The following is a 20,602-nucleotide window of genomic DNA, read 5'->3' on the forward strand; positions in this document are numbered from 1 at the left end:
AATTAGATGACTGGAGAAATAAGAGTGAAAGAAAGGGACGTTAATTATGAATGATATTATTTATGTTATTAGGCATAATTCAAAATTTGCCCAAATGTGAACAATAAGATTTGTCTGCGATGAAAATAGGGAATACAGGAGGACATGAAATGATTCGTTATATTAGAAGCTGTCGTTGTAAGCACGAGTTTGAAAAAGTAAAGCAAAACGAATATACGGATTGCACGGTCACAACATACATCTGTAGACGATGTGGCTGGATCAGAAAGGTTACTACATAGAAAGCTTTTTTATAAAAAGAGAGGAAAAAACATGAAAAACATTGAAGGATTTTTAAAGCAAAGAGGCCCTGTAAAAGAAAATTTAATAGACCGTACACTTGCAATTAGGGAAACACTTCTAAATCCATGTTTTTGGATGGAAAGAAAAGATGGAAGATTTACTGGATATCTTCCTGAAATTTGTTCTATATATAATATAAAGGATGCCTCTAGGTATATAAGAGAAGTGGTAAACAGAAAAGGATTCATGAACAAAAAATTTGATTATTACTTCGAGTCCTCAGAGAATTTTAATGATATTCGCCTATATCATATATTTGATGCGGGAGAGGGTATCGAAGAAAGAGAATGCACAATGACAGATTATATAAAAAACCTTATTATCGGACATTGCCTTTTAATTGATGTTACCGGCATCGGTTGCTTAGAAAGTTTTATTAAGAGCCATTCCTTTAAATTCATCTAGATATGAGAAGGGTGATTCTGTTGTTATAAGATTTCATGTTCTGAGCAACTCCAGCAGAGCTGGAGTTCGAATCTCACTAAAGTGAGTTTGGTAATTTCAGGAGCTTGGAAATGATTTTATTGAAGATATGTAAAAAAGTAGAGAGGTTATTAAATGAGTAAGATCAGAGAATTGTTAGCAAAAGAAGATACCGTTGTGATATTTGATATCGATGGAGTATTAGCTGCTTATGAATATGGAGAGTATAATCATAATGCTTGCAGAGACGAAGAATGGAATGATTTTGTCTTAAACAATAATGTATACGAAAAAGCAAGACCGATTAAGGTTCTGCAGGAATACATAAAAAAGCAAGGTCGTGGCAAAGTATTTGTATGTTCAGTAGCTGGCAGACATGAAAGAACTCAAAAATCTAACTTTGTAATGAATAATTACGAAGTTGATGAGAGTCATATTTATTTTGTCAATAGTAAAAGTGAAAAGCTTGATATATTAAAGGAAGTCAAACAAGAATTTCCAAATTTAAAGGATCTGAATATTGTAATGGTTGATGATACTTCTGACGTCCTTACTAATATTCAGGAAAACTCAGGTTTTTCAACCGCTCATATAAGTTCATTTATGGATTAAAGAAGCTACTAATTTCCATGAATATGGATATAGAAAAATTAGTTGTTATAGTCGTTTTAACAAAGCTAAGTCGAGGAACAAGTAGCAGAAAGTTTAATAAGTCTTATAAACCCTTGAAAAGGAGTAAAAAATGCTTAATATTACAGTGAACCAAGAATTGTTAAATAAAAGTAATATTGAAGATACAATTGCTGTAGCTTTTAATGATAAGGGAGTTGGATTTGAATTATTTATGAAATCGAAGGAGAAATATGAGCTTTATCAATTATCTGGAAATCCTGAATGTAATGAAACGATTGATAAATTAGAGTCTAACTTTTATCGGAACTATTCAGGAGAGGTTACTGTAGAAAACATTGCTGCGTATATGGCGAGTTTACTTGGTTAATACAATGATATGTAATTATGAGGTATAAACACCTGTATTAGAAATAAAAGAAACAAGTATTGAAAGGAGCCTATGGCTTCTTTTTTTATACCAAATTACATATTTCATTTTTATTCATTAAAATACTTTTTCATACTATAGTTGAAAAACATGAAGAGGAGAGATAAGATATGGAAATTACAAATTTAGAAAATCAGGAAATTGAATCTGGTGTTCTCAATAAAGTAGGACTGAATTTAGAAGAACTGAAAATTAGCCAACATGCAAAGGAACGTTATGCTGAACTAATTATGGATAAAGACAATAAGATAGACGTAAATGTCTTTATTACAAACAACGAGGGAAAAATCAAAAGTGATATTTCTAAAATGATTGAATATGGTCAGCTGCTTTTTTCTGGCAAGCCAGTGGATATGTATAACCGTCAAGCTGTAGAAGTTTATTTAAATAGAACCTGGGTTGTTATTATAGATCGGAAAAAGATGAATGTAATAACGTTGTATTCGATTGACCTTGGCCTTGGTTCTGATTTTAACCAGGAATATATTAATAAGCTATTAGGTAAGTTGAATATAGCAAAAGAACATTTCGCGGAAATTCAAAAAAACATTGAGGAACAGTCAGATACATATAAGAACTTAGTGACAGAAAATGAGGCAATTATTGGCGAATATAAGAAAATTATCAAATCATTGGAACAGCAAAATGAGGGCTACAAAGAAGTAATCAACAATCTGCAGGTTAATATGACAATCGCGGAAAAAGCGGTTAGAGATATCGTTGCGGTTATGATTGGAAAGAAAGTGTTTTGAATTAGGATTTAAAGAATTTTGGGAGGCATATAATGAGATATGATTTATTTGATGAATTGAAAGAAAGTGATGTTTTAGATTATCCGGTGGATGCATTGGAATGTAAACACGTAATATTAAACGAACCTAAAGAAATATATGAGGCATCTGTTAAAGCCAATTATGATTATGTGATTTTAGGCTCACATAGACATGCTTCTATAAATGATGAAAATGAAAGAATATTTAATATGGTATCAAATAAATTCTTTAATAGACCAGTCCGTATTGTAAAAGCGAAAGACGGTAGGTTGTGGTGCGATAATACCCATACAGCTATGGCGTACCTTCGGAGGAATTATAAAAAGGATATTAGATTAAAAAATATTCCATTTTATTTAGTCGATGTAAGCTGTAATGTACCAGTTGTTATTTCTATTAACAATAGTGTTATCCAAAAAGATGATGATATCCAAAATGCGATTAATTGTTCCCTACAGATCAATAGTAGGTTAGATAAAGGAGTGCGTCCAAAAAGTATGTCATATACAGTAGGTGAACTAAACAAAATTATGTTAGGGTATACTTGTTTAATATTTAAAAAATGGTATGCAGAAATTTTAAACAAGCCCTCTTATTTACTAAGTGAACTAAATGTAAGTATTTGAATCTGAGGTAACATAAAAAAATTAGTATTTGAAGGAGGTATACAAATATGGTCTATGAACGCATTGAAAGCTTTTGCGTTGATATTGTAGACGGTGACGGATTCACTGAGAAACAAGACGGTATGCGTGTTAAAAAAGGATCTATGTGGAAAGTAGATAATAAAGCTGTGAATGTCATGGGCACTGATTTGCACATGGAAGAATTGACAGGAATGATTTGGTTGGAATTATCAAAGGAACGATTGTCTACCCATTTTAGAGAAGTGCATTAAACTGAAATTTATACGATCGATCGTATTGTTAACGTTAACTAACGATATATGCAAAATTTAAAGGAGAATATTAATGATAAAAGAATTTTGTGGAGAAAAAGTTATTAAATTAAAAGGATTTAAAATTGATGATGAAATTATATTAGATGATTCTGCATCAATAGGAAACTGTGAAAAGGTATCAGTAAATGTAACTCCAAGTATGATTAAATTTTGGATATCTGAAAATACTTCGTTTCTGGAAAAAATTGGAGTTAGCATTTTAGACATTGAAGAAGATTAACTTATATAAAAGATAGATTTTAAGGAGGTAAGAGACAATGAAGAAATTATTTATTAGCCAGCCAATGGTTGATAAAACAGATGAGGAAATATTAAAAGAAAGAGAAATAGCAGTGTTGGAAGTAAAGCAATTATTAAATGAAGAGGTGGTATTAATTGACTCTTTCTGTAATGAAGAACTGACACCTCTAGGATATTTAGCGTATTCGATTAATTGTTTATCTATGGCCGATGTGGCTTATTTTTCAAAGGGTTGGCAAGATTACAGAGGGTGCACTATCGAATACGATTGTGCGCGTAAATACGGAATAAAAACTATATTATCAGAGTTTGATGCACACAAAACAATAGTGAAAAAAGATTAGATGTAGGACTATGGGACTGAAACCGAAATTTTAAAATATTAGAATGAAGGAGACACAAATAATGGTAGACTTAGATACTGCAATCAATGAATTAAATACTGGAGTTATTGAATTTGATTATCCTAATGGTACGGGTTGCACTACAGAAGGAGAGGTCGTTATATTATTAAAAAGATTAAAAGACTTTGAGTCTATAGGATTAGAAGTGGATGAAATAAGAGCTTATATTAAACTCGCAGAAAAAATGAGTGTTTGTGACTTAGTAAGAGAAAACAAAAAATTAACAGACACCATCAGATACTTAGAGGCAAATGCAAATTGAAATTGACCGTTCTGTCCATAATATTTAAATTAGATGAGGTGAAATATTGATTCGTTACATAAAAATGCGTGTTATTGGAAAAGAATTGCGTGAACAAGTTGAAGATTGGTGTAAGAAGAAAAAAGTTCCATACCATTCCAGAGAGTCAATGGAGTTTAGCTCAGGGACGTCTTTTTACTTCTCAATAAGAGGTGACACGGATACATACAATAAAATTAAACAGGATATTCCGAGTGTAATTTTGACTCATGACTCTGATTTATTTAATATTTTGGATTGTGATGATGAGACAATAGGAGAGTTTCATGGTATTCTGAACTCATATGAAGAGGCTATTGTTAAGATGCATAAAGCGGATTCCTGGTTTCTGGATTTTATCATGAAATTGGATTCGGTTGATAAGTTAGTAGCGCTTAAAAATTATAGCGCTCATTTTGGAGATTTCGGAAATAAATTGTTAGATACAAGAATAAAATGTTTAAAAGGAGAGCCGAGAGATTATGAGTTGTGGCTACAAGAACAAATAGAAAAACAAGAAAGGAATTTACATATTAATGAATGTTAATAAGTATACTGAGAAAAAAGATCAGGATTTATACTGTCCAAGGATTGGAATGAGCTTTGTTTTAAATAATGAGATGCTAGAGGAAAACGTTATTGTAACTGATCCTAAAACTGATTTAATTTCTGCCTATAAAGAAAAAATCGATTAGATTAAGCATCTATAGCGAATTATAGAAATTATTAAAAGGCGGCTGAGCCGCCTTTTTTAATTTTGAAATTATCTTAACAACTGACAAATTAGGAAATCTTCAATAAACTTTATTCTATAAGTTCTTGAAATAGGTGATAAATGGGATAATTTAAAAAAAGGGCCTGGTCTTCTCCATTCATTTGCATAAAATAATGGTTTGCCATTGCTTTATTTTCCAAGAGAATATTTATTCCACAAAGTAAAGGCAATTCTTCTACACTCATATTTTGTAGAATTTCAGTATCTGTATTGTTAAATGTACCTAGTCTCTTCTTGATTTGTAATTGGTTAATAATGATATACGGTTTATTACTTTCAAATTCTTCTAATTTACTTAGAAGATAAGTTGCCAGATGTAGCAATTTTTGATCTTTGTTTTCATCATATACTTGAACAAGTTTTAAAGCAAATTGATTTAATATGTCAAATGTATACTCATTAATATCTGATTTATCAATTTGTTCATAAAGTACACCATAATCATAATAATATAAATCTTTCAAGACTTCCGTTTCTATGTAACCAAATGATGGTATTTTAAAATACTCATCTTTTTGATTGGTAATAAAAGTTTGATGCTTTTTTGTGTAGATTGCATTTATCAAATCATTTTTATCATCATGCTCATGTCGAATCACTAGAATTGGTATAAACTTGTCTTCGATTTTACAATTTAATATGTATTTTTCTTCCTTAAAAAATTCATTTTGTAAACCATTTTTCATGGCGACAATTCCAAGCAGTTGCTTTATCATCTGCTCAGATAATTCTTTATAAGGTTTGTTAAATTCGAACTCAATCATTGATAAGGTATCATCCAATTCAATATATTGCATTAATATTTCCTTCAGACCTTTTGATGCTATGGGATTTTTATATTCGTATATTTTATTTCCAATCTTAAAAGAAGTATTATGAATAGCTGCAAGTAAGAAGTCAGCATCTTTTCTTATTTCTTTAATAGTTGATAAAGGTTTAAAATCAAACTTCCATTTTAATAAATTTATTTGTAAATTTTCACTTAGAATTAAAGTGATGTCATTTTGAGAGCCGACTTTAACGTCGTATTCTTCATAATATATTTTATCATCTATTGAAATTGTATTTTGAACTTTTGTTTGAACAAACATTTTGCTGCTATCTTGCCATTCTAATGGTAATTTAAACGAGTTTCCATCTACTGTTCCATAAAAACATATGTCACCTGATGAAAATCTTTGAAGAAAGGAGTATTCATTATTTGCTCCAATAGCTGTTGCTGTGAGTGAAGTAACTTTATCTAAATCTTTTAGTAGAATTGTATTCTGAACAAGCTGACCAGAGCCGAAACCCTGTGTTCGACTCTCATTACTAAATTGTTTAGTAACAATATAGAATTTTCCCGGATTCTTTTCTAGTTTTGTAAATGGTATGTTTATAGTTTCTGTATTACCTTTACATTCAGCTTTTTCTAAGTAATTCTTTATCTTTGATGGAAAAAGAGAGGAATAAAAAATCTCTTTCCTACTACCATCTTCAGAAATAAATATTTGAAAATATAAAACACCTCTGTCGTAAAAGTAAACTCTTAAATCTTCAATGCTTACTGGATAAGTTATTCTTAATTTATTCATATACTTTAAATCAAGATCAATATGGCCTTTGATTTGTACTGGTAGTTTATCATCTAAATTTTTTTTACTAAGTTCGTCAACATTACCTTTAAAAATCCATATATAGCCATCCCATGCCATTTCCTTGTCCATGGAATTAAAAGCATAAAGCATATATGGATGATCATCTATAATATTTTCTAAAACATTAATTGCCTTATTTTCTATTTTAGTGTTTGAAGGCAAACTCATTATAATTTCACCCTTTCTCTAAACCGCGTAATTTATTATAACATAAGTGTTGTTTACTTTACTAGATTAACTATCAGAGGTCTATTAAAATATTTTTTCATTTGTCATATCAGATTATATAAGTAAGGCTACAAGTATCAAGGCTTAGTAATTATATATCACAGTTTTATTCCATATTACTATAGAATTATAGAAAATAAAGGAGAGAAATTATGCAGATTACAGTAAATGAAGCAAATATGAAAGTGGAGCTTTCTAAAGTCAAACCAGGGCAGGTTATTAAAAGTGCGATTGGAATTGAGTACATAGTGTTGGAGCATTTGGATGATGGTTCAACCAGAGTTATTAGAAAAGACTTGTTGGCCGAGAGAATGAAATTTGATGAGGACAGTAACAATTTTTCCACATCATCTCTCAATGAATATTTGAATGACAAATTTTACGGAGAAGAAGTGGTTCCTGGCTTTGGAGATGATAATGTTGTCATTCATAATGTGAACCAGTTGTCATCAGATGGTCTTGATGATTATGAATCATGCAATGTAAAGGTAGGGTTATTAACAATTGATGATTATAGAAAATATCGCAAGAATTGCTTGAAAGAAAACATGGATAGTTGGTGGTGGCTTTCAACGCCTGATAGTACGCCCACTGGTTGTGGCGGTGATTATGTCCAGTGCGTTATCGGCGGTGGCTGCGTGGATTGTGGTGACTGCGGCAGGGAAAGAGGTGTCCGCCCGGATTTTGTTCTTAAATCTTCAATCTGTGTAGAAAGTATGGCAGAAGATTAAGAAATGAATCATTTTAACCTGAAAAAAATTGAAGTATAAGGTAGAAGGCTCCTTAGCATGAGCTTTTATTTAATTAAGTAATCAAGTTACAGTAAGGAGAAAAACAGATGGATAATTGTCCGTATTTACTTGAACTTACAAAGAAAAATGGAAATTTGGAAGACTATAATATCTTATTTAGCCATGAGGTTATTGGAGAATTACAATTGACAATTCATTCGAAATATGTTTTTATTAGGCAGATTAGCATCCTGGAAGAATTTAAAAGATTAGGACACGCTACAAAGGTTATTGATTACCTAAGAAAGATGTACAGAAAACCAATTGAGCTTTGTATTTCGACTCATAGCAATAGCGCTATTTTATTCTGGAAAAACTATTTCAAGGAAAAAACGGTAGCAAATTTAAGAGGAAATATTTATCGACTTATAAACCAATAAAACTAGAGTAGGAACTACCGTTAATGTAGTTCTTTTTTATTGATCTTATTTTTTTTACATATTTTATATAAATGAAAATATGGAGGTATAAATATGTTTGGATTAATTACGAAGAAAAAATTGCAGGAGAAAATTGAAGAATGTGAACTGAGAATGGCAGGAGATAATGCAAAAGAAAAATATAATCTTTTAGAAAAATTGCTTGAAACAAAAGACGAATTGAAAAAGTTAAAGCAGCAGCTGGAAGTTGCACCTAAGAGATTGTCAGACATTAATATAAATGCCAAATGCAGAGAAATGGCGGATAATGCATGGTATGGAAAACCTCATTATTTGCTTTATGCAGATCTTAATGGCAATCCAGTTCTAAGCCTTTGTGGTTACACGTATGAGCCTAGTCATGAATGTTTTAGTGCTACATGCAGTGTATCTGGATTCGATTCGACTGGAAATGAGTATACTTTGGGATCGGATGAAGACATCAGAGATTATATTAAAAACAGAGATAGTTATGTAATTGTAAAAAGCTATCAATAAGAAAAGGAGATAAATGATGGAGATGGAAGGAATAAGCAAAGAAACAGTAATAGTTGATGTCGAGCCAAAGAATATGATAATAGCATTATCTAAAGTTATTCATGCCGAAAGTTTATTTAAAGAGGAAAGGGATCGTTATTCTAAACTCGAAAAAAAAGACAATAAATATTTTCTTGCTTTTTATGAAAATCAATCTTACCATGGATCACCAATGTATGAAGAAATTCAAAGAATTGAATTATCTGAAGAGGAGTATCATGCTGCTGAAGGATTAAAGGCACTAATGAATATAGTCGTGAGGATTGAGTAAACTGAAGATATTAAGGCAAAAGAAAAAGAAGAGAGGAAAAGAAAAAGAAAAGAGAAGAAAACGCTACAGTAAAATACGGAGGGCTTAGGCTCTCTTTTTTATATAAAGCCAAAAGAGTTTTTTATTTGATAAAAATAATACATATTAAATCGAAAGAAAGAAAAACAGAGTAAAATATCATAGAGGAGAAAAAGTATGAATAATAAAAAGCTAATTTATATCGATTTGTATTTTCGTATAACCTTTTTAAGTGATGGAAAGAATGGAGTTTCATATGCCTCTGTAATAGGAACTGTAGATGGAACTTTCTCTAAAGACTCGTATGAATCATATAGAAACGAAATCAAAGAGAAATATGAGGTAGAAGGCTATAGCGGAGTTGTTGTAAAAGCTTGTTCTAGAGACGAATTTGAAAGTAGAGAAATTTCAGATGAAACAGTTCTAGGATATCTGCGGATGTATCTGGCTGTTGTTTACATGGAAGATGAAAAAGAAATGACGCAGTTTGCTGCCATTGATTGTGATTTTAATAAATTCTTTAATGAGTCACTTTGGGATGGGATAGCACAAAAGATTAAAGAGCATTATGTGAATAGTAGAAAAGAAAACGTAAAAGTGTTATCGACTACAGAAGAGTTGTATGCAAAATATACCAAGGATAGTGATAGAGAATCCATTAAGTTTTGGGATGATAAGGCTGAATAAGTATAAAGATAAAGGAGAATTTATGGATCAGAAAAAATTAAAAGAGATTAAGCATTTATATGAAACCGCACCTGAATATGCGCCTGTAAGAGGATCTGAAAAGATTAAAAATAAGCTCCATCTACTTTGTGTAAGTGGATCTCATGCATATGGAACTGCCCGGCAAGATAGTGATATTGATATTAGAGGTTTCGTTAGTATTGATAAACGATATTCTCTGGGCGTTTTGGAGGATTGGAAAACAATGACGTTTACAGAAACGGATACGGTTATTTATTCTTATAGGCACATGCTGCAATTAATTGCGAAAGGAAATCCGGATACAATTGTCTTATTAGGAAATAAGATTGAAGATTATCTATACTTATCTGATACGGCTAGGCAGCTAGTTGAAAATCATTCGGATTTTATTGGTTCAGAGGGTATCTTCAGGAGTTTTGTTGGATATGCAAATGCCCAGTTAAGAAGATTAGAACTTGCAGAAATTGGTCGGCTTTCAGAAAGAAAAGAACTAGTGAGAGATAAAAAACAGAGTATTTTAGATAATGCGGTTTACAATATGAGGACGAAGTATCCAACTATTAAAGGTGATAATTTAGTTATGTCATTTAAAATTCCCGAAGATGACGGGAAAGTCATTATTAAAAATCTAAATTGTTCAGATGTTAACATTGATGATTTCTTCGATGTAGCCAGGGACATTAAAAATATAACAAGCAGCTTTGGGCAAAAAGGAAAAAGGAATGAAAAAAAGACTGATTTTAAACTAAATAAACACTGTATGCACACGATCAGAGGAATGCTTATGGGTATCGAATGCTTGGAAACAGGAAGGGTCGTTACTTATAGGGAAAAGGACCTGCCTCTGCTACTGAGTATTTTGAACGGAGATTTTATGAATTCTGATGGTAAGATGCGTTCGGAGTTTTATGAACTGGTGGAAGATTGCCGAACGAAAGCAGATTACGCTTATAAGAATTCTATTTTGCCTGCAGAACCAGATTCATATAAAGTTGCAGATATGATGTATGCTTTTATGATGGATGATTTCAAGAGATAAAGTCTTTAGGCTAAAACACTGCTTTGTCTTTTTAATTTTACTAACGAAGATTTATCTAGGTAATTCAACTAACATACTATTCTCAAAAGATATATAGAGAATAATTAATCAGGAGGAAGATCTCATGTTAAGGAAAAGAATTAAATTATTATTAGGTGCTTTATTAATGGGTGTCATGTTAACCGGATGTAGTAGTTTCAATATGGCCGCAGCTGATTTAGAAGCTAAGCTAAAGGGATTAGATGTGATAATCCGGACGTTTGACGAAGAGAGCCAAGTAATTGACAAAGTCAAAGGCAAATCGGTTATGATTGAACGTGACACAACATTCGATACAGTAACATCAGAAGGTTCCAATAAAGATTCATCCGTAATTAAAATATCAATTGGAAAAAATGTAATGCATCATGTTGGTTCAAGTTTGATAATGGCAGAAGATGGCTTACAGGATATTTTTGAAGAATATGCAAAGACTGTAGATGTTACAAATACTGATAGAAGTGTACCTTTTATTAACAGTATGGTAGATACTTTTAAAAATGTGACTACCGGAAAAGCAAAGACCATCTTAATCAGGAGCCAGAACGGTACACCTTTAGCTACATATTTAGGAAACGAAGTCTCAATATTTTCTCCGGATATACCGAAAACCACAGTCTTATTAGTGGACGGCCAAGTGTTGCTAATTTATAGGTGTGATTATACCATTTACGATACTGCACTTCTATTGGAATAATAAGAACGTAGTCAAAAAGGAAAGTATTGTAAGCCAGACTTTACTGGTTCAAAATCCGGCTCATGTCGGATTTTTTTAGTTTGAGTTTGGGACAATTAAGTTTATATAGCCCAGGGAGGAAAAGAATATGTACGTAGAAAATATTGTGATAGGAAAGCCGATTGTAGAGCCAGAAATTATTTTCGGAAGAGATTATGAAGATTGGGAGAAAGTTGAGAAAGAAAAAACAATTTATACTGAGGAACGATTTCTTCCAAAAATATTAGTAGCAGTAGGAATTGCTCCCTCAATAAGTGAGATAAGAAGAAACCGGAAAGACCTAGTTAAAACGCTTGAAATACTAAATTACTTAGAGATTAAGTATGGAAAAAGAAAGTTATTTATATTGATAGGTAATTAAAATAGTTATAAGATTTTAATATTACTATAATAGATAAAATAAAAGAAATGGAGAAAATATGATTTTTGAGGACTTGTTTGATGAATTAAAAAGCAAGTATTATGATTTAAAAGAATCTGATGAATTAAGCGATGATAATTATGAGAAGTTACGGAAAGCTTATGATGAATTAAATGTAAAGACTCCAGAAATTCCTTATATTTTAGCTGAAGAAACTTTTGCTTATGTTTGCCCTGATTCAGAGTGGGAATTACCAGAGGTATTCATTATAAAAAAGGATGATAAATGTACCTATTATATGGATTCAATTGCTGAAGGGATAAAAGAATATTATAGCTATTCTAGTTTTCATGACGAAATAACCGGATTAAGCATGATTGATTTAATAGCCATCATAATCTCGGAACTAAATATTCCAATTGTAAAGATTTATGATGCGGCAGATACTGAATTACTAAATGTTAGGTGGCTACGTAGTATCTCAGAATAACTGATTTTACATATTAAGAAAGAAGACTTGGGCTTCTTTTTTATTTTAGTAAGAAAAGAAGAACTAAACTTCTTTTTCGTCTTCCGTGATTTCTTCAAGATTGAGAATCCCTAGAGACTCTTCTTCGTCTACACTGTCGATCTTAGATAATTTTCTTTGAATCATGTCGCTTTTAGATTTTAATGAATCTGTTGCTTTAATTCAGCAATAGATAACTTTAAAGCAACCGGATCAGCAGCATCAGACACAGAGACAATATGATTGTATATATCAGCAGGAAATTTCGGATCAATAAGCAGATAAATATATTCACCTTTGTTTTTACTGGATATCTCCGAGTTGAATTTCTCCAAAGATCCCTCTTATAAAAAACGTAATTGAATGATTGCTGTTTATTTTAGTTTCTTTTTTTGCATTCTATATTTATAGAAAGTAAAGGAGAGATTTATTAATGGGTATGTATGATACGATTTGTGGAGACCAGGTGAAATGTTTTTACTCGTATTTTGAGTACCAAAATGAGCCATACCGAAGTGGAGGTCTATTGAGATATTTTAATATTAATGATGAAGTCCCGTATAGAACAGAAGATTATAACTATACAAAAAATTTTAATATCATTAATATCCATGATATTTTTGATGAGTCCATGGATGAAAGTGTTCTAATTGGTGTTAGATGTGGACGAGTAAGGTTTATAAAGCTACTGGATCAAGCATCAGATATGGATTGGATTAATATACAAAGGTGTATTAATTATGATGGAGAATTATTACGGATTGAAACCAACGCAGAAGCTTTAAAATATGTGGCTGCTCTAAAAAAATATATGAGGCAAAAATCTGATTATTTAGAAAACTACATGCCATGTAGAAAAAGGATTAACGTCTTATCCCATGGTTTAGGAAATTTATTGGATGAAGAACGAATCAAACGTTTTGCTGAAATAGAAAAACTAGATGTAGAGCGACAAAAGGAATGGGAGGCTTTTTTGATATTTGAAAAACAAATAGCGGAGCCGTTGAAAAACTATTTTAAAACTAAATAGAATGGAGGAAAAGATGGAAGTAATAATTAAGTTGCTAAGAAAGTTAGTAAATCGATATGATTTAAAACATCATACGGAATGGTATGAACCAAAATATATTTGTAAAAGTTTTGATACACGTAATCGGTACAAGAATGATAAAAATAAAATTCCTTTTGATAAACCTCAGTGTCCAATATTTGAAGATAACCGTTGCTGTGGCTGTTGTAAGTTGGCTCCTACTTGTGATCATTGTGTAGATTGTGGTTGTTATGGCTTTACATATGCAACAATTGGAGGTGGAACAGAAGTTATCATGAAACACAAAGCCTCCCAATATTACAAATGTCAAAAGTTAAAATCGGATGGAACATATGATTATGATGCTTATTGGTATATGAAATTTGTAGAAGATTTAAGGGTTGGGAGTTATGTTATCGCAGATGTAGATGAAAAGAAGAATATTCTTAAAGTAACTAAAATTTACCCGGATCATTTAACCGGAACGGACTTAGAGGATAACATTTATGATATTAAATTGGTTGACTGTGAAAAAAGTGTGTACCATTCAAGACGCACTGCTGAAATATTTATGTGAAAATTGGACCAATGACCCTTTTAGGGTCATTTTTTTAAATAATTACTTATGTTTGAAGTTTTCACTACATAATAGCTATGTAAATTAAGATATAAGGAGAAAACAAAATTGAAGAAAGGAAAAGTATGCAGAGAAGAATTAAGACATTATTGAAGATAGGTGTATTGATTGCGATATTCCTACTACTATGGAGGCAGTTATCAAAGACAGTTAATCCATTGTTTATTCCCAGGCCCAGGGATGTTTATGAAGGAGTTGTGGCATTGATACAAAACAAACAATTGCTAATGGGTGTCTATTACTCATTCTATCGTGTTGCTGTGGCTGCAATCTTATCAGGTTTAATTTCTGTTATATTGGGACTATTGATTTATTCTTTTAAATTAATAAGAACAACTATGTATCCAATCATAAATTCAATGAGGTATATTCCTGTAACAGCATTTTATCCATTGTTAATAATGTGGTGCGGAATTGGTGAGAGAATGAAAATAATATTTTTATTTATTGTTATTTTCGTTTATATGATGCCAAGTATGTATAATATTTTCTCGGAAATTAATGAGGATCTGATAGATACGGGTCATACGATTGGTATGAACAAATTCCAGATCATTTATATGGTGTTGTTGCCATCTTCATTGCCGGCGATAGCACAAACATTCATTATGTTGTTTGCTGTTGGATTCACCTATATACCGTTTGTTGAGAGTATTAATGCAAAATATGGGTTAGGGTATATCATTCAACAATCATCTTCACGTGGAAGAACAGATTTGGTTTTTGTTGGAATTGCATCAATTATGGTTATTAGCTTCTTGTTTGATAATGGTGCAAGATACATTGCCGGAAAAATATTCCCATGGAGGGTAAATGATGATCAAACTAAGTAATATTTCAATAGGATATAAAAAAGAAAGCCCAATATCAACCGGAATGAATTATACATTTGAAGATAATAAAATATATGGAATTCTAGGTGCATCCGGATGTGGAAAAACGACATTACTCCGGACCATTGCTGGATTGACTCAGCCTTTGGAAGGTGTAGTTACAATAGCAGACGATAAAAAACCATATATGATGCATCAAAAATATACTTGTTTCGATTGGCTCAATTGTTTAAATAACATCATGATAGCTGAGAAAGTATTAAAAACAGGAAAATTAAATGTAGAGGATGCAAGAAATATATTAGCCCGTGTTGGATTAGAGGAACATGAAAAAAAATATCCGCATCAGTTATCTGGAGGGCAAAAACAAAGACTTGCATTAGCACGAACATTATTTGTAAAACCATCGATTATATTGATGGACGAACCGCTTTCGGCATTAGATGAACTAACTCGAATACAAATGCAGGACTTGATTTTAAAAACTCACAGAGAAACTAAAAATACAATTATTATGGTAACTCACAGTCGTGAGGAAGCAGATAAGATGTGTGATGTAATTATTGAATTAGAACAATTTAAAAGAGAGGATAAATAAAAATGAAAAGATTTTTAGACAATTTTATAACAAGGGTGGATAGTCAAGAGGAGGAATACCGAGAAAGTCAGTCGCTGGAAACGTTAGTTGAGGGTGTTGGAAATGTAGATGTGACTGAAGATGCAGTTGTTCCAGAGATTCTTGGAGATGAATTGATTAACAGTACTTATTCTGATAATGAGATGTCCGATTTGACAAGATCTATTTTCACAGTTGAAAAGTTCTTAAATACGCTTCCTAAAGAATTGCCAAATGATATTAAAAAAACTACGGTGATTGGAATTCTGCAGGCATCTAACATTACGGTAAATGAAGTGTGTACAGATGCTTCAAATAGAATTAATATACTGGAAAGTGTAAAAGCAAAAATCACAGATGAGAATGGTCAGCAGATAAATGAATGTTCAGAAAAAATCGAACAATTAAAAGCAGAAATTGATGCTTTGAATAACGAGATATACACGGCGAATAATGAAACAGCTCATGCGAGTGATCTTATCATGAAAGAGATTGATAGAATTAGTACCTTAGAAAAATTTATTTATATTGAAGGAGGTAAATAGTTATGACATTTGGAGTATTTATTGGTTGTGTAGCATTAGGATTATCTACTTTAGCTTTGATTATATTCCCAGATTTCAGAAAAAAATTAAAGATCTTAAGTGGTGGATTTTTAAATGTATTCATCGAAGATCGTGCAAAGACGCCGGAAGGTGCCAATGCTATCTTTCAGCAAGCAATTGATGTTGCGCAGGATAAATATAATAAAGCCAACACTTTGCTTAGGCAGCGTTCAGGTGAGCTAGAAATGGAAAAAGAAAATCTAATTACTACTAATAAAAAACTTGCCGATTTAGAAAAGTCCTGTGAAAGGCTTGTACAAATCGGAAAAGATCAAGATGCTGAGATATTAGCTATTCAGCGAGAAGAATTATTGGTTGATATAGAGAGGCAGAAAAAATTAGTAGAAAGCTTGGGTCCAGTTGTTGAGGAGTGTAAAACGATTGCTGCGCATCAGGAAAATACGCTTCACCAACTTAAAATAAAGAGGAAACAGATAATTGCTGATCTACAGATGAATAAGCAAATGAGCGAAATGTATGATGATCTAGATGAGTTAAAGAAAACAAGTACTGTAAACAAATTACTTGAAAGTGTGGAAGAAGGTCATCTGAGTTCAAAGCAAGAAGCTATTGGTGCCAAAATTGTTCATCAAAATAAATTAGAGACTAAGGCGAATAATGCTCAATTAGAGCTTAAAAATATTAAAAACAATGATTATATTGAAAGCCTTAAGAAGAAATACGAAAAAGTATGAAATAAATAATTACTGATAGTTTTTAAATTACATATTAAGAACAAATAAGAAAAAAAGAGGAGAATAATTAAATGAAAAGCTTTCGTTTAACAAAGTTATCAAGAATATTAATATTTATGTTCATTGTAGGAGCTGTAATTGGAGGGAGTTATTTTGCGGTACAGAAAGGAGTACTTAAATTGAAAGACACACCGTCAAAGAAGACGGAGATGTCTGCTGGAAAAGAAAGCGTTCCAAACAGTAAGCCAGAAACCGGTAAAGAAAAAGATTTAAATAATCCAAATGTATCAGATAGTACTATTAATTTATCTCTTGATGAATGGATTGGCTGGAAGTCGATTATTGATGCTAATGGCGGACTGAATACAAAGCCTGATTCAATCTATGGGCAGATGGGTCTTAATGTAAATATCCATGTTATCAATGATGCAACTCAGAGCTCCAATGCGCTTATTAAAGGAGATTTAAATGCAGCTGGATATACAATTAATAGGGCGGCATTCTTATCAAAAAAGTTTACTGATTCTAAGGTTGACGTGATTATGCCATTTATTACAAACTATTCAAATGGTGGAGATGGAATTATTGCTAACAGTAACATTACTAATGTAGAATCGCTTCTGAATGCCAAAATAGGTGTTCCACAGTTTTCTGAAGCACACTCCTTAGTTGTTTGGTTTGTCAATCAGTCGGATTTAACTGAAGAGCAGAAGAATAGTATCATTAGCAACTTGATTTATTTTGAAACACCCGATGAGACAGCAAAGGCTTTCTTCTCCGGACAGATCGATGTTGCTGCTACATGGCAGCCATACTTAAGTCAGGCAAAGGATACTTCTAATTGCCATGTATTGTTTAGCACGGAAAATTCAACTAAGCTAATCATGGATGGTATTGTATTCAGAAATGATTTTGCAAAAGCAAATCCAGACGTAGTATCCAAGTTTATTGATGGTGCTTTACAGGCCTCAGACAAATATGATACAGAATTTGATGCGATCAGAGAAGTTATGCCGATGTTTGCTGGTGAAACGGATGATTCTATTAAGGGCATGACAGTAGATGCAGCTCTTACAGACTGGAACAACAACATGAAAACTTTAAAAGAAGAAGCGCCTAATGTATTTAAGGATATGTGCGGTGTGTGGGAATCTATCGGAGAGACAGTTAACAAGGACATGAATCTATTTGATGTTTCTTACATGGAAGCATTAGCTGATAAATATCAGGTATTAACTCCGCCGGCAACGCAGACCAATGCTCCTAAGATAACAGAAGAGAATAGGCAGGCTATCATTGATACTGAAGCGCTTTTGTCTAAATCTGTGACAGTAAACTTTGTACCGAACACTTGTAATTTTATGGATAATGCAGAAGCGGCTGCATCTTTGGATGAGTTTGTATCTATTGCAAAAACACTTGATGGAACCGTTATTCAGTTGGAAGGAAACGTAGCGTCTGATCATACGACAGAGGCAGAACGAATTCTTTCAGAGCAGCGTGCTGAAACAGTAAAAAAATATCTTATTGTAAATGGAATTGACGCAAACAGAATATTAACTATTGGAAATGGTGGAGATAAGCCAATTGATACCAATGATACAAGTGAAGGCTGCTTGCGTAACCGTCGTACAGACATATATTTTAAAGTAGTGGAATAAAAAAGTTGCCTTAGGGCAACTTTTTTTGCTTTTGTTTTCTGACATACTAATTGTGATTATTAAAATGTTACTTAGAGTGAGAAAAAAGTAAAGTAGGAGGTCTGATAGAAATGAAAGAAAGGCATTTGTTAGATCGAAAAGATCTAGTGCAATGTTTAATGAATAACTATGAAGTTAATTGGAAGTTTCATGACTTGCTAACGGCAATAGATAAGATCCCATTGATACAAGAATCAATCAAGTGGATTCCGGTTTCTGAACAGTTACCAAAAGATTGGATTTTAGTATGGGTTACGGTGAAATATCCGTATGGAGTACATACTGAAAAGGCAAAATGGGAAGGTAGTTTTAAACACACTAACGGAAGAGATTTTAAATATCCGGTAGTTGCATGGAAACCATATTATTGCCCAAAGCCTTATACAGAAAATAGAGGGATTTACAGCTAATATGTGATTGGGAAAATAATGGAGGTAAAATAGAATGATAGTTGAAGTAATTTGCAATGGAGAATTTGTAAATGTTTGCAGAGATGGAAATAAACCAGTGAAAGGAATATATGGCAATCCTTTTGGAGAGCAGCTTCCGGTAATTGGAGACTATATTGAGTTAGGTTCACACAAAATAGATGCTTATGAAGGTAGTACCAATGAAAAAATATATAGTAAAAAGTAGGACATTTTCAGCATTTGCTGATTATAATCGTTCTTATTCTGATGAAAAATGTGTACTTGAAGTGGTGGAAGCAAACTGAAATTTTATTGGAGGTATCAATATGAAATCTTTATCTGGTTGTATGTCAGGGAAGGAATAAGCAGAAAGTAGGTAATTTTATGAAAGATTATAATTATATTGTGTTTGCTATAACAATGCTTAGCACAGACATATTATATAATGTTATTTATGTTTTATGGACAAGAAGAAAAATCAAAAAGAAATATCGGAATAAAGTAATGAAGAAGAATAGGCATACAGACGTGTATTCTCTCGATGGAACAGAAGATGAAATTATTGCTGAAATTGGAGAAAACGCTTATAACGAATTATTGAACATTGCTACTGCTAATTCAAGTTCGGCAAAAGAAAGATATGATAACTACAAAGACTTATCAAAACGCCTTATAAGTTATATTGAAGCTACTATTGGTAAGTTAAATTAGTATTTGAATGATTAAAAGGAGTTTATATGACTGCAAATGAAAGAAACGATTTTTCGTATGGATTAGTACAAAATTATGTAATCGAAAAACATAATAATGTTGTATTTAATCGTGACAATACAGAACCGTATTCTTATGCAAAGGGTCGGCTGAATGGTGCTTTGACTGCATTTGGATTAGACATGGTGGAAACTCCTTTGTATGTGATTATCGAGACTCGTAAAAAGAAAGAAGTGTTAAGATATCAAATTAGCTAAACTGAAATTTGAAAGGATAAAACATGAATAAATATGAAATTAAATTCTATAAAAATGATGAAGAAATAGAAATCGAGGATATACCAGAAGAATATTTAAATGGAATCATTGAGTCTTGTAGAAATGAAATTGCAAGTAGAGAAAGAATGGAAAGAGTCTTAAAGAAAATGCTAAACAACCAAACTGATATTTGATAAAACAGAAGGGAGTGAAAATTATGACTATTGAAACGCTGGAAAAAGCTAATGAGATTAAAAATGAAATTAATAAATTAACAGTAGAGTGTGAGAGATTGCCTAGACAATACCTTGATTGGAGAGATAAAAAGCATGGATATTGGAAACGTATGCTGGTCGGGATAGGTAATAAAATATTTGTCAGATTTCCACAAAATTATGAGGGTGGTAAAAATATCATCATGGAATTAAACGAAGAAGATTTGAATGCTTTAGTTGAACTTAGAGAGAAGAAAATAGAATTGTTAAATCAGGAACTTGAAAAGTTAAATTAGGATTTAAAAGAGAAGGAGTTGTGTATGGAATTAATACTAAAAAAGAT

At 31.9% G+C, this 20,602-nt stretch carries 35 protein-coding genes; 33 read left to right on the forward strand and 2 right to left on the reverse strand.

Features of this window, described 5'->3' with window-relative positions; translation table 11 throughout:
- Positions 1 to 312 precede the first annotated feature (312 nt).
- From CRO04_RS23645 to CRO04_RS26450, 11 genes are all read left to right on the forward strand, one after another.
- Complete coding sequence (locus CRO04_RS23645; RefSeq protein WP_097006714.1) at positions 313 to 747, forward strand: hypothetical protein; 435 nt, start codon at positions 313 to 315, stop codon at positions 745 to 747.
- Positions 748 to 900: 153 nt separating this feature from the next.
- The gene (locus CRO04_RS23650; RefSeq protein ID WP_097006715.1) at positions 901 to 1,377 is read left to right on the forward strand and encodes a hypothetical protein; all 477 of its coding nucleotides are present in this window, start codon (positions 901 to 903) and stop codon (positions 1,375 to 1,377) included.
- A gap of 130 nt (positions 1,378 to 1,507) precedes the next feature.
- Positions 1,508 to 1,765 carry a hypothetical protein gene (locus CRO04_RS23655; RefSeq protein WP_097006716.1) on the forward strand — a complete coding sequence of 86 codons (258 nt, stop codon included), beginning with the start codon at positions 1,508 to 1,510 and terminating at the stop codon, positions 1,763 to 1,765.
- A 170-nt stretch (positions 1,766 to 1,935) separates the two neighbouring features.
- Positions 1,936 to 2,577: a hypothetical protein gene (locus CRO04_RS23660; protein ID WP_097006717.1), complete on the forward strand. Its 642-nt coding sequence runs from the start codon at positions 1,936 to 1,938 to the stop codon at positions 2,575 to 2,577.
- Positions 2,578 to 2,609: 32 nt separating this feature from the next.
- Positions 2,610 to 3,224, forward strand: a complete 615-nt coding sequence (locus tag CRO04_RS23665; protein ID WP_097006718.1) for a hypothetical protein — start codon at positions 2,610 to 2,612, stop codon at positions 3,222 to 3,224.
- A gap of 47 nt (positions 3,225 to 3,271) precedes the next feature.
- On the forward strand, positions 3,272 to 3,496 hold the full coding sequence (locus CRO04_RS23670; protein WP_097006719.1) for a hypothetical protein: 225 nt from the start codon (positions 3,272 to 3,274) through the stop codon (positions 3,494 to 3,496).
- 73 nt (positions 3,497 to 3,569) lie between these two features.
- The gene (locus CRO04_RS23675) at positions 3,570 to 3,779 is read left to right on the forward strand and encodes a hypothetical protein (RefSeq protein ID WP_097006720.1); all 210 of its coding nucleotides are present in this window, start codon (positions 3,570 to 3,572) and stop codon (positions 3,777 to 3,779) included.
- Positions 3,780 to 3,816: 37 nt separating this feature from the next.
- Positions 3,817 to 4,143, forward strand: coding sequence for a DUF4406 domain-containing protein (locus CRO04_RS23680; RefSeq protein WP_097006721.1), 327 nt, complete (start codon positions 3,817 to 3,819; stop codon positions 4,141 to 4,143).
- 61 nt (positions 4,144 to 4,204) lie between these two features.
- Positions 4,205 to 4,465, forward strand: a complete 261-nt coding sequence (locus CRO04_RS23685) for a hypothetical protein (RefSeq protein WP_097006722.1) — start codon at positions 4,205 to 4,207, stop codon at positions 4,463 to 4,465.
- Between the two features lie 46 nt (positions 4,466 to 4,511).
- A complete protein-coding gene (locus CRO04_RS23690; RefSeq protein ID WP_097006723.1) occupies positions 4,512 to 5,030 on the forward strand; it encodes a hypothetical protein in 519 nt (172 codons plus the stop codon).
- Positions 5,020 to 5,178, forward strand: coding sequence for a hypothetical protein (locus CRO04_RS26450; RefSeq protein WP_166432664.1), 159 nt, complete (start codon positions 5,020 to 5,022; stop codon positions 5,176 to 5,178). Before CRO04_RS23690 ends, CRO04_RS26450 begins: the two co-directional genes overlap by 11 nt.
- 109 nt (positions 5,179 to 5,287) lie before the next feature.
- On the opposite strand, the gene CRO04_RS23695 is transcribed toward CRO04_RS26450, so the two are convergent.
- Positions 5,288 to 7,063: a hypothetical protein gene (locus tag CRO04_RS23695; RefSeq protein WP_097006724.1), complete on the reverse strand. Its 1,776-nt coding sequence runs from the start codon at positions 7,061 to 7,063 to the stop codon at positions 5,288 to 5,290.
- A 212-nt stretch (positions 7,064 to 7,275) separates the two neighbouring features.
- On the opposite strand from CRO04_RS23695, the gene CRO04_RS23700 reads away from it, so the two are divergent.
- From CRO04_RS23700 to CRO04_RS23740, 9 genes are all read left to right on the forward strand, one after another.
- The gene (locus CRO04_RS23700) at positions 7,276 to 7,854 is read left to right on the forward strand and encodes a hypothetical protein (protein WP_097006725.1); all 579 of its coding nucleotides are present in this window, start codon (positions 7,276 to 7,278) and stop codon (positions 7,852 to 7,854) included.
- A 107-nt stretch (positions 7,855 to 7,961) separates the two neighbouring features.
- Positions 7,962 to 8,294 carry a hypothetical protein gene (locus CRO04_RS23705; protein WP_097006726.1) on the forward strand — a complete coding sequence of 111 codons (333 nt, stop codon included), beginning with the start codon at positions 7,962 to 7,964 and terminating at the stop codon, positions 8,292 to 8,294.
- A gap of 93 nt (positions 8,295 to 8,387) precedes the next feature.
- Positions 8,388 to 8,831, forward strand: a complete 444-nt coding sequence (locus tag CRO04_RS23710) for a hypothetical protein (protein ID WP_097006727.1) — start codon at positions 8,388 to 8,390, stop codon at positions 8,829 to 8,831.
- A 13-nt stretch (positions 8,832 to 8,844) separates the two neighbouring features.
- Positions 8,845 to 9,141, forward strand: coding sequence for a hypothetical protein (locus tag CRO04_RS23715; protein WP_141401033.1), 297 nt, complete (start codon positions 8,845 to 8,847; stop codon positions 9,139 to 9,141).
- A 195-nt stretch (positions 9,142 to 9,336) separates the two neighbouring features.
- Positions 9,337 to 9,846, forward strand: a complete 510-nt coding sequence (locus CRO04_RS23720; protein WP_097006729.1) for a hypothetical protein — start codon at positions 9,337 to 9,339, stop codon at positions 9,844 to 9,846.
- Positions 9,847 to 9,868: 22 nt separating this feature from the next.
- Entirely contained in the window at positions 9,869 to 10,906 is a 1,038-nt protein-coding gene (locus CRO04_RS23725) for a DNA polymerase beta superfamily protein (RefSeq protein ID WP_166432665.1), read from the forward strand.
- A gap of 124 nt (positions 10,907 to 11,030) precedes the next feature.
- Positions 11,031 to 11,642 (forward strand): DUF5052 family protein, encoded by a 612-nt coding sequence (locus tag CRO04_RS23730; protein WP_097006731.1) that lies wholly within the window; start codon positions 11,031 to 11,033, stop codon positions 11,640 to 11,642.
- 127 nt (positions 11,643 to 11,769) lie between these two features.
- A complete protein-coding gene (locus CRO04_RS23735) occupies positions 11,770 to 12,042 on the forward strand; it encodes a hypothetical protein (protein ID WP_097006732.1) in 273 nt (90 codons plus the stop codon).
- 58 nt (positions 12,043 to 12,100) lie between these two features.
- Positions 12,101 to 12,532 carry a hypothetical protein gene (locus CRO04_RS23740; protein ID WP_097006733.1) on the forward strand — a complete coding sequence of 144 codons (432 nt, stop codon included), beginning with the start codon at positions 12,101 to 12,103 and terminating at the stop codon, positions 12,530 to 12,532.
- 179 nt (positions 12,533 to 12,711) lie between these two features.
- Here the strand turns inward: CRO04_RS23740 and CRO04_RS26455 are convergent, their stop codons facing one another.
- Positions 12,712 to 12,885: a hypothetical protein gene (locus CRO04_RS26455; protein ID WP_166432666.1), complete on the reverse strand. Its 174-nt coding sequence runs from the start codon at positions 12,883 to 12,885 to the stop codon at positions 12,712 to 12,714.
- Between the two features lie 98 nt (positions 12,886 to 12,983).
- Here CRO04_RS26455 and CRO04_RS23745 point away from each other — a divergent pair, with 98 nt between their 5' ends.
- The 13 genes from CRO04_RS23745 to CRO04_RS23800 all read left to right on the forward strand — a co-directional run bounded on the left by CRO04_RS23745 (position 12,984) and on the right by CRO04_RS23800 (position 20,555).
- Entirely contained in the window at positions 12,984 to 13,580 is a 597-nt protein-coding gene (locus CRO04_RS23745) for a hypothetical protein (RefSeq protein ID WP_097006734.1), read from the forward strand.
- 13 nt (positions 13,581 to 13,593) lie between these two features.
- A complete protein-coding gene (locus CRO04_RS23750; protein WP_097006735.1) occupies positions 13,594 to 14,157 on the forward strand; it encodes a hypothetical protein in 564 nt (187 codons plus the stop codon).
- A gap of 125 nt (positions 14,158 to 14,282) precedes the next feature.
- Positions 14,283 to 15,050, forward strand: coding sequence for an ABC transporter permease (locus CRO04_RS23755; protein WP_097006736.1), 768 nt, complete (start codon positions 14,283 to 14,285; stop codon positions 15,048 to 15,050).
- Entirely contained in the window at positions 15,031 to 15,648 is a 618-nt protein-coding gene (locus CRO04_RS23760; RefSeq protein ID WP_097006737.1) for an ABC transporter ATP-binding protein, read from the forward strand. The genes CRO04_RS23755 and CRO04_RS23760 overlap by 20 nt, the downstream gene beginning before the upstream one ends.
- Positions 15,649 to 15,650: 2 nt before the next feature.
- Complete coding sequence (locus tag CRO04_RS23765) at positions 15,651 to 16,211, forward strand: hypothetical protein (protein ID WP_097006738.1); 561 nt, start codon at positions 15,651 to 15,653, stop codon at positions 16,209 to 16,211.
- Between the two features lie 2 nt (positions 16,212 to 16,213).
- On the forward strand, positions 16,214 to 16,966 hold the full coding sequence (locus CRO04_RS23770) for a PspA/IM30 family protein (protein WP_097006739.1): 753 nt from the start codon (positions 16,214 to 16,216) through the stop codon (positions 16,964 to 16,966).
- Between the two features lie 71 nt (positions 16,967 to 17,037).
- A complete protein-coding gene (locus CRO04_RS23775) occupies positions 17,038 to 18,627 on the forward strand; it encodes a phosphate ABC transporter substrate-binding/OmpA family protein (protein WP_097006740.1) in 1,590 nt (529 codons plus the stop codon).
- A 110-nt stretch (positions 18,628 to 18,737) separates the two neighbouring features.
- On the forward strand, positions 18,738 to 19,076 hold the full coding sequence (locus tag CRO04_RS23780) for a hypothetical protein (RefSeq protein ID WP_097006741.1): 339 nt from the start codon (positions 18,738 to 18,740) through the stop codon (positions 19,074 to 19,076).
- Between the two features lie 34 nt (positions 19,077 to 19,110).
- The gene (locus CRO04_RS23785; protein WP_097006742.1) at positions 19,111 to 19,302 is read left to right on the forward strand and encodes a hypothetical protein; all 192 of its coding nucleotides are present in this window, start codon (positions 19,111 to 19,113) and stop codon (positions 19,300 to 19,302) included.
- 158 nt (positions 19,303 to 19,460) lie between these two features.
- Positions 19,461 to 19,787 carry a hypothetical protein gene (locus CRO04_RS23790; RefSeq protein WP_097006743.1) on the forward strand — a complete coding sequence of 109 codons (327 nt, stop codon included), beginning with the start codon at positions 19,461 to 19,463 and terminating at the stop codon, positions 19,785 to 19,787.
- Positions 19,788 to 19,813: 26 nt separating this feature from the next.
- A complete protein-coding gene (locus CRO04_RS23795) occupies positions 19,814 to 20,044 on the forward strand; it encodes a hypothetical protein (RefSeq protein ID WP_097006744.1) in 231 nt (76 codons plus the stop codon).
- 23 nt (positions 20,045 to 20,067) lie between these two features.
- Complete coding sequence (locus tag CRO04_RS26460; protein WP_166432667.1) at positions 20,068 to 20,238, forward strand: hypothetical protein; 171 nt, start codon at positions 20,068 to 20,070, stop codon at positions 20,236 to 20,238.
- A 23-nt stretch (positions 20,239 to 20,261) separates the two neighbouring features.
- Positions 20,262 to 20,555: a hypothetical protein gene (locus tag CRO04_RS23800; RefSeq protein WP_097006745.1), complete on the forward strand. Its 294-nt coding sequence runs from the start codon at positions 20,262 to 20,264 to the stop codon at positions 20,553 to 20,555.
- Positions 20,556 to 20,602: the final 47 nt, after the last annotated feature.

Source organism: Lacrimispora amygdalina (assembly GCF_900205965.1).
Classification (GTDB): Bacteria; Bacillota; Clostridia; order Lachnospirales; family Lachnospiraceae; genus Lacrimispora; species Lacrimispora amygdalina_A.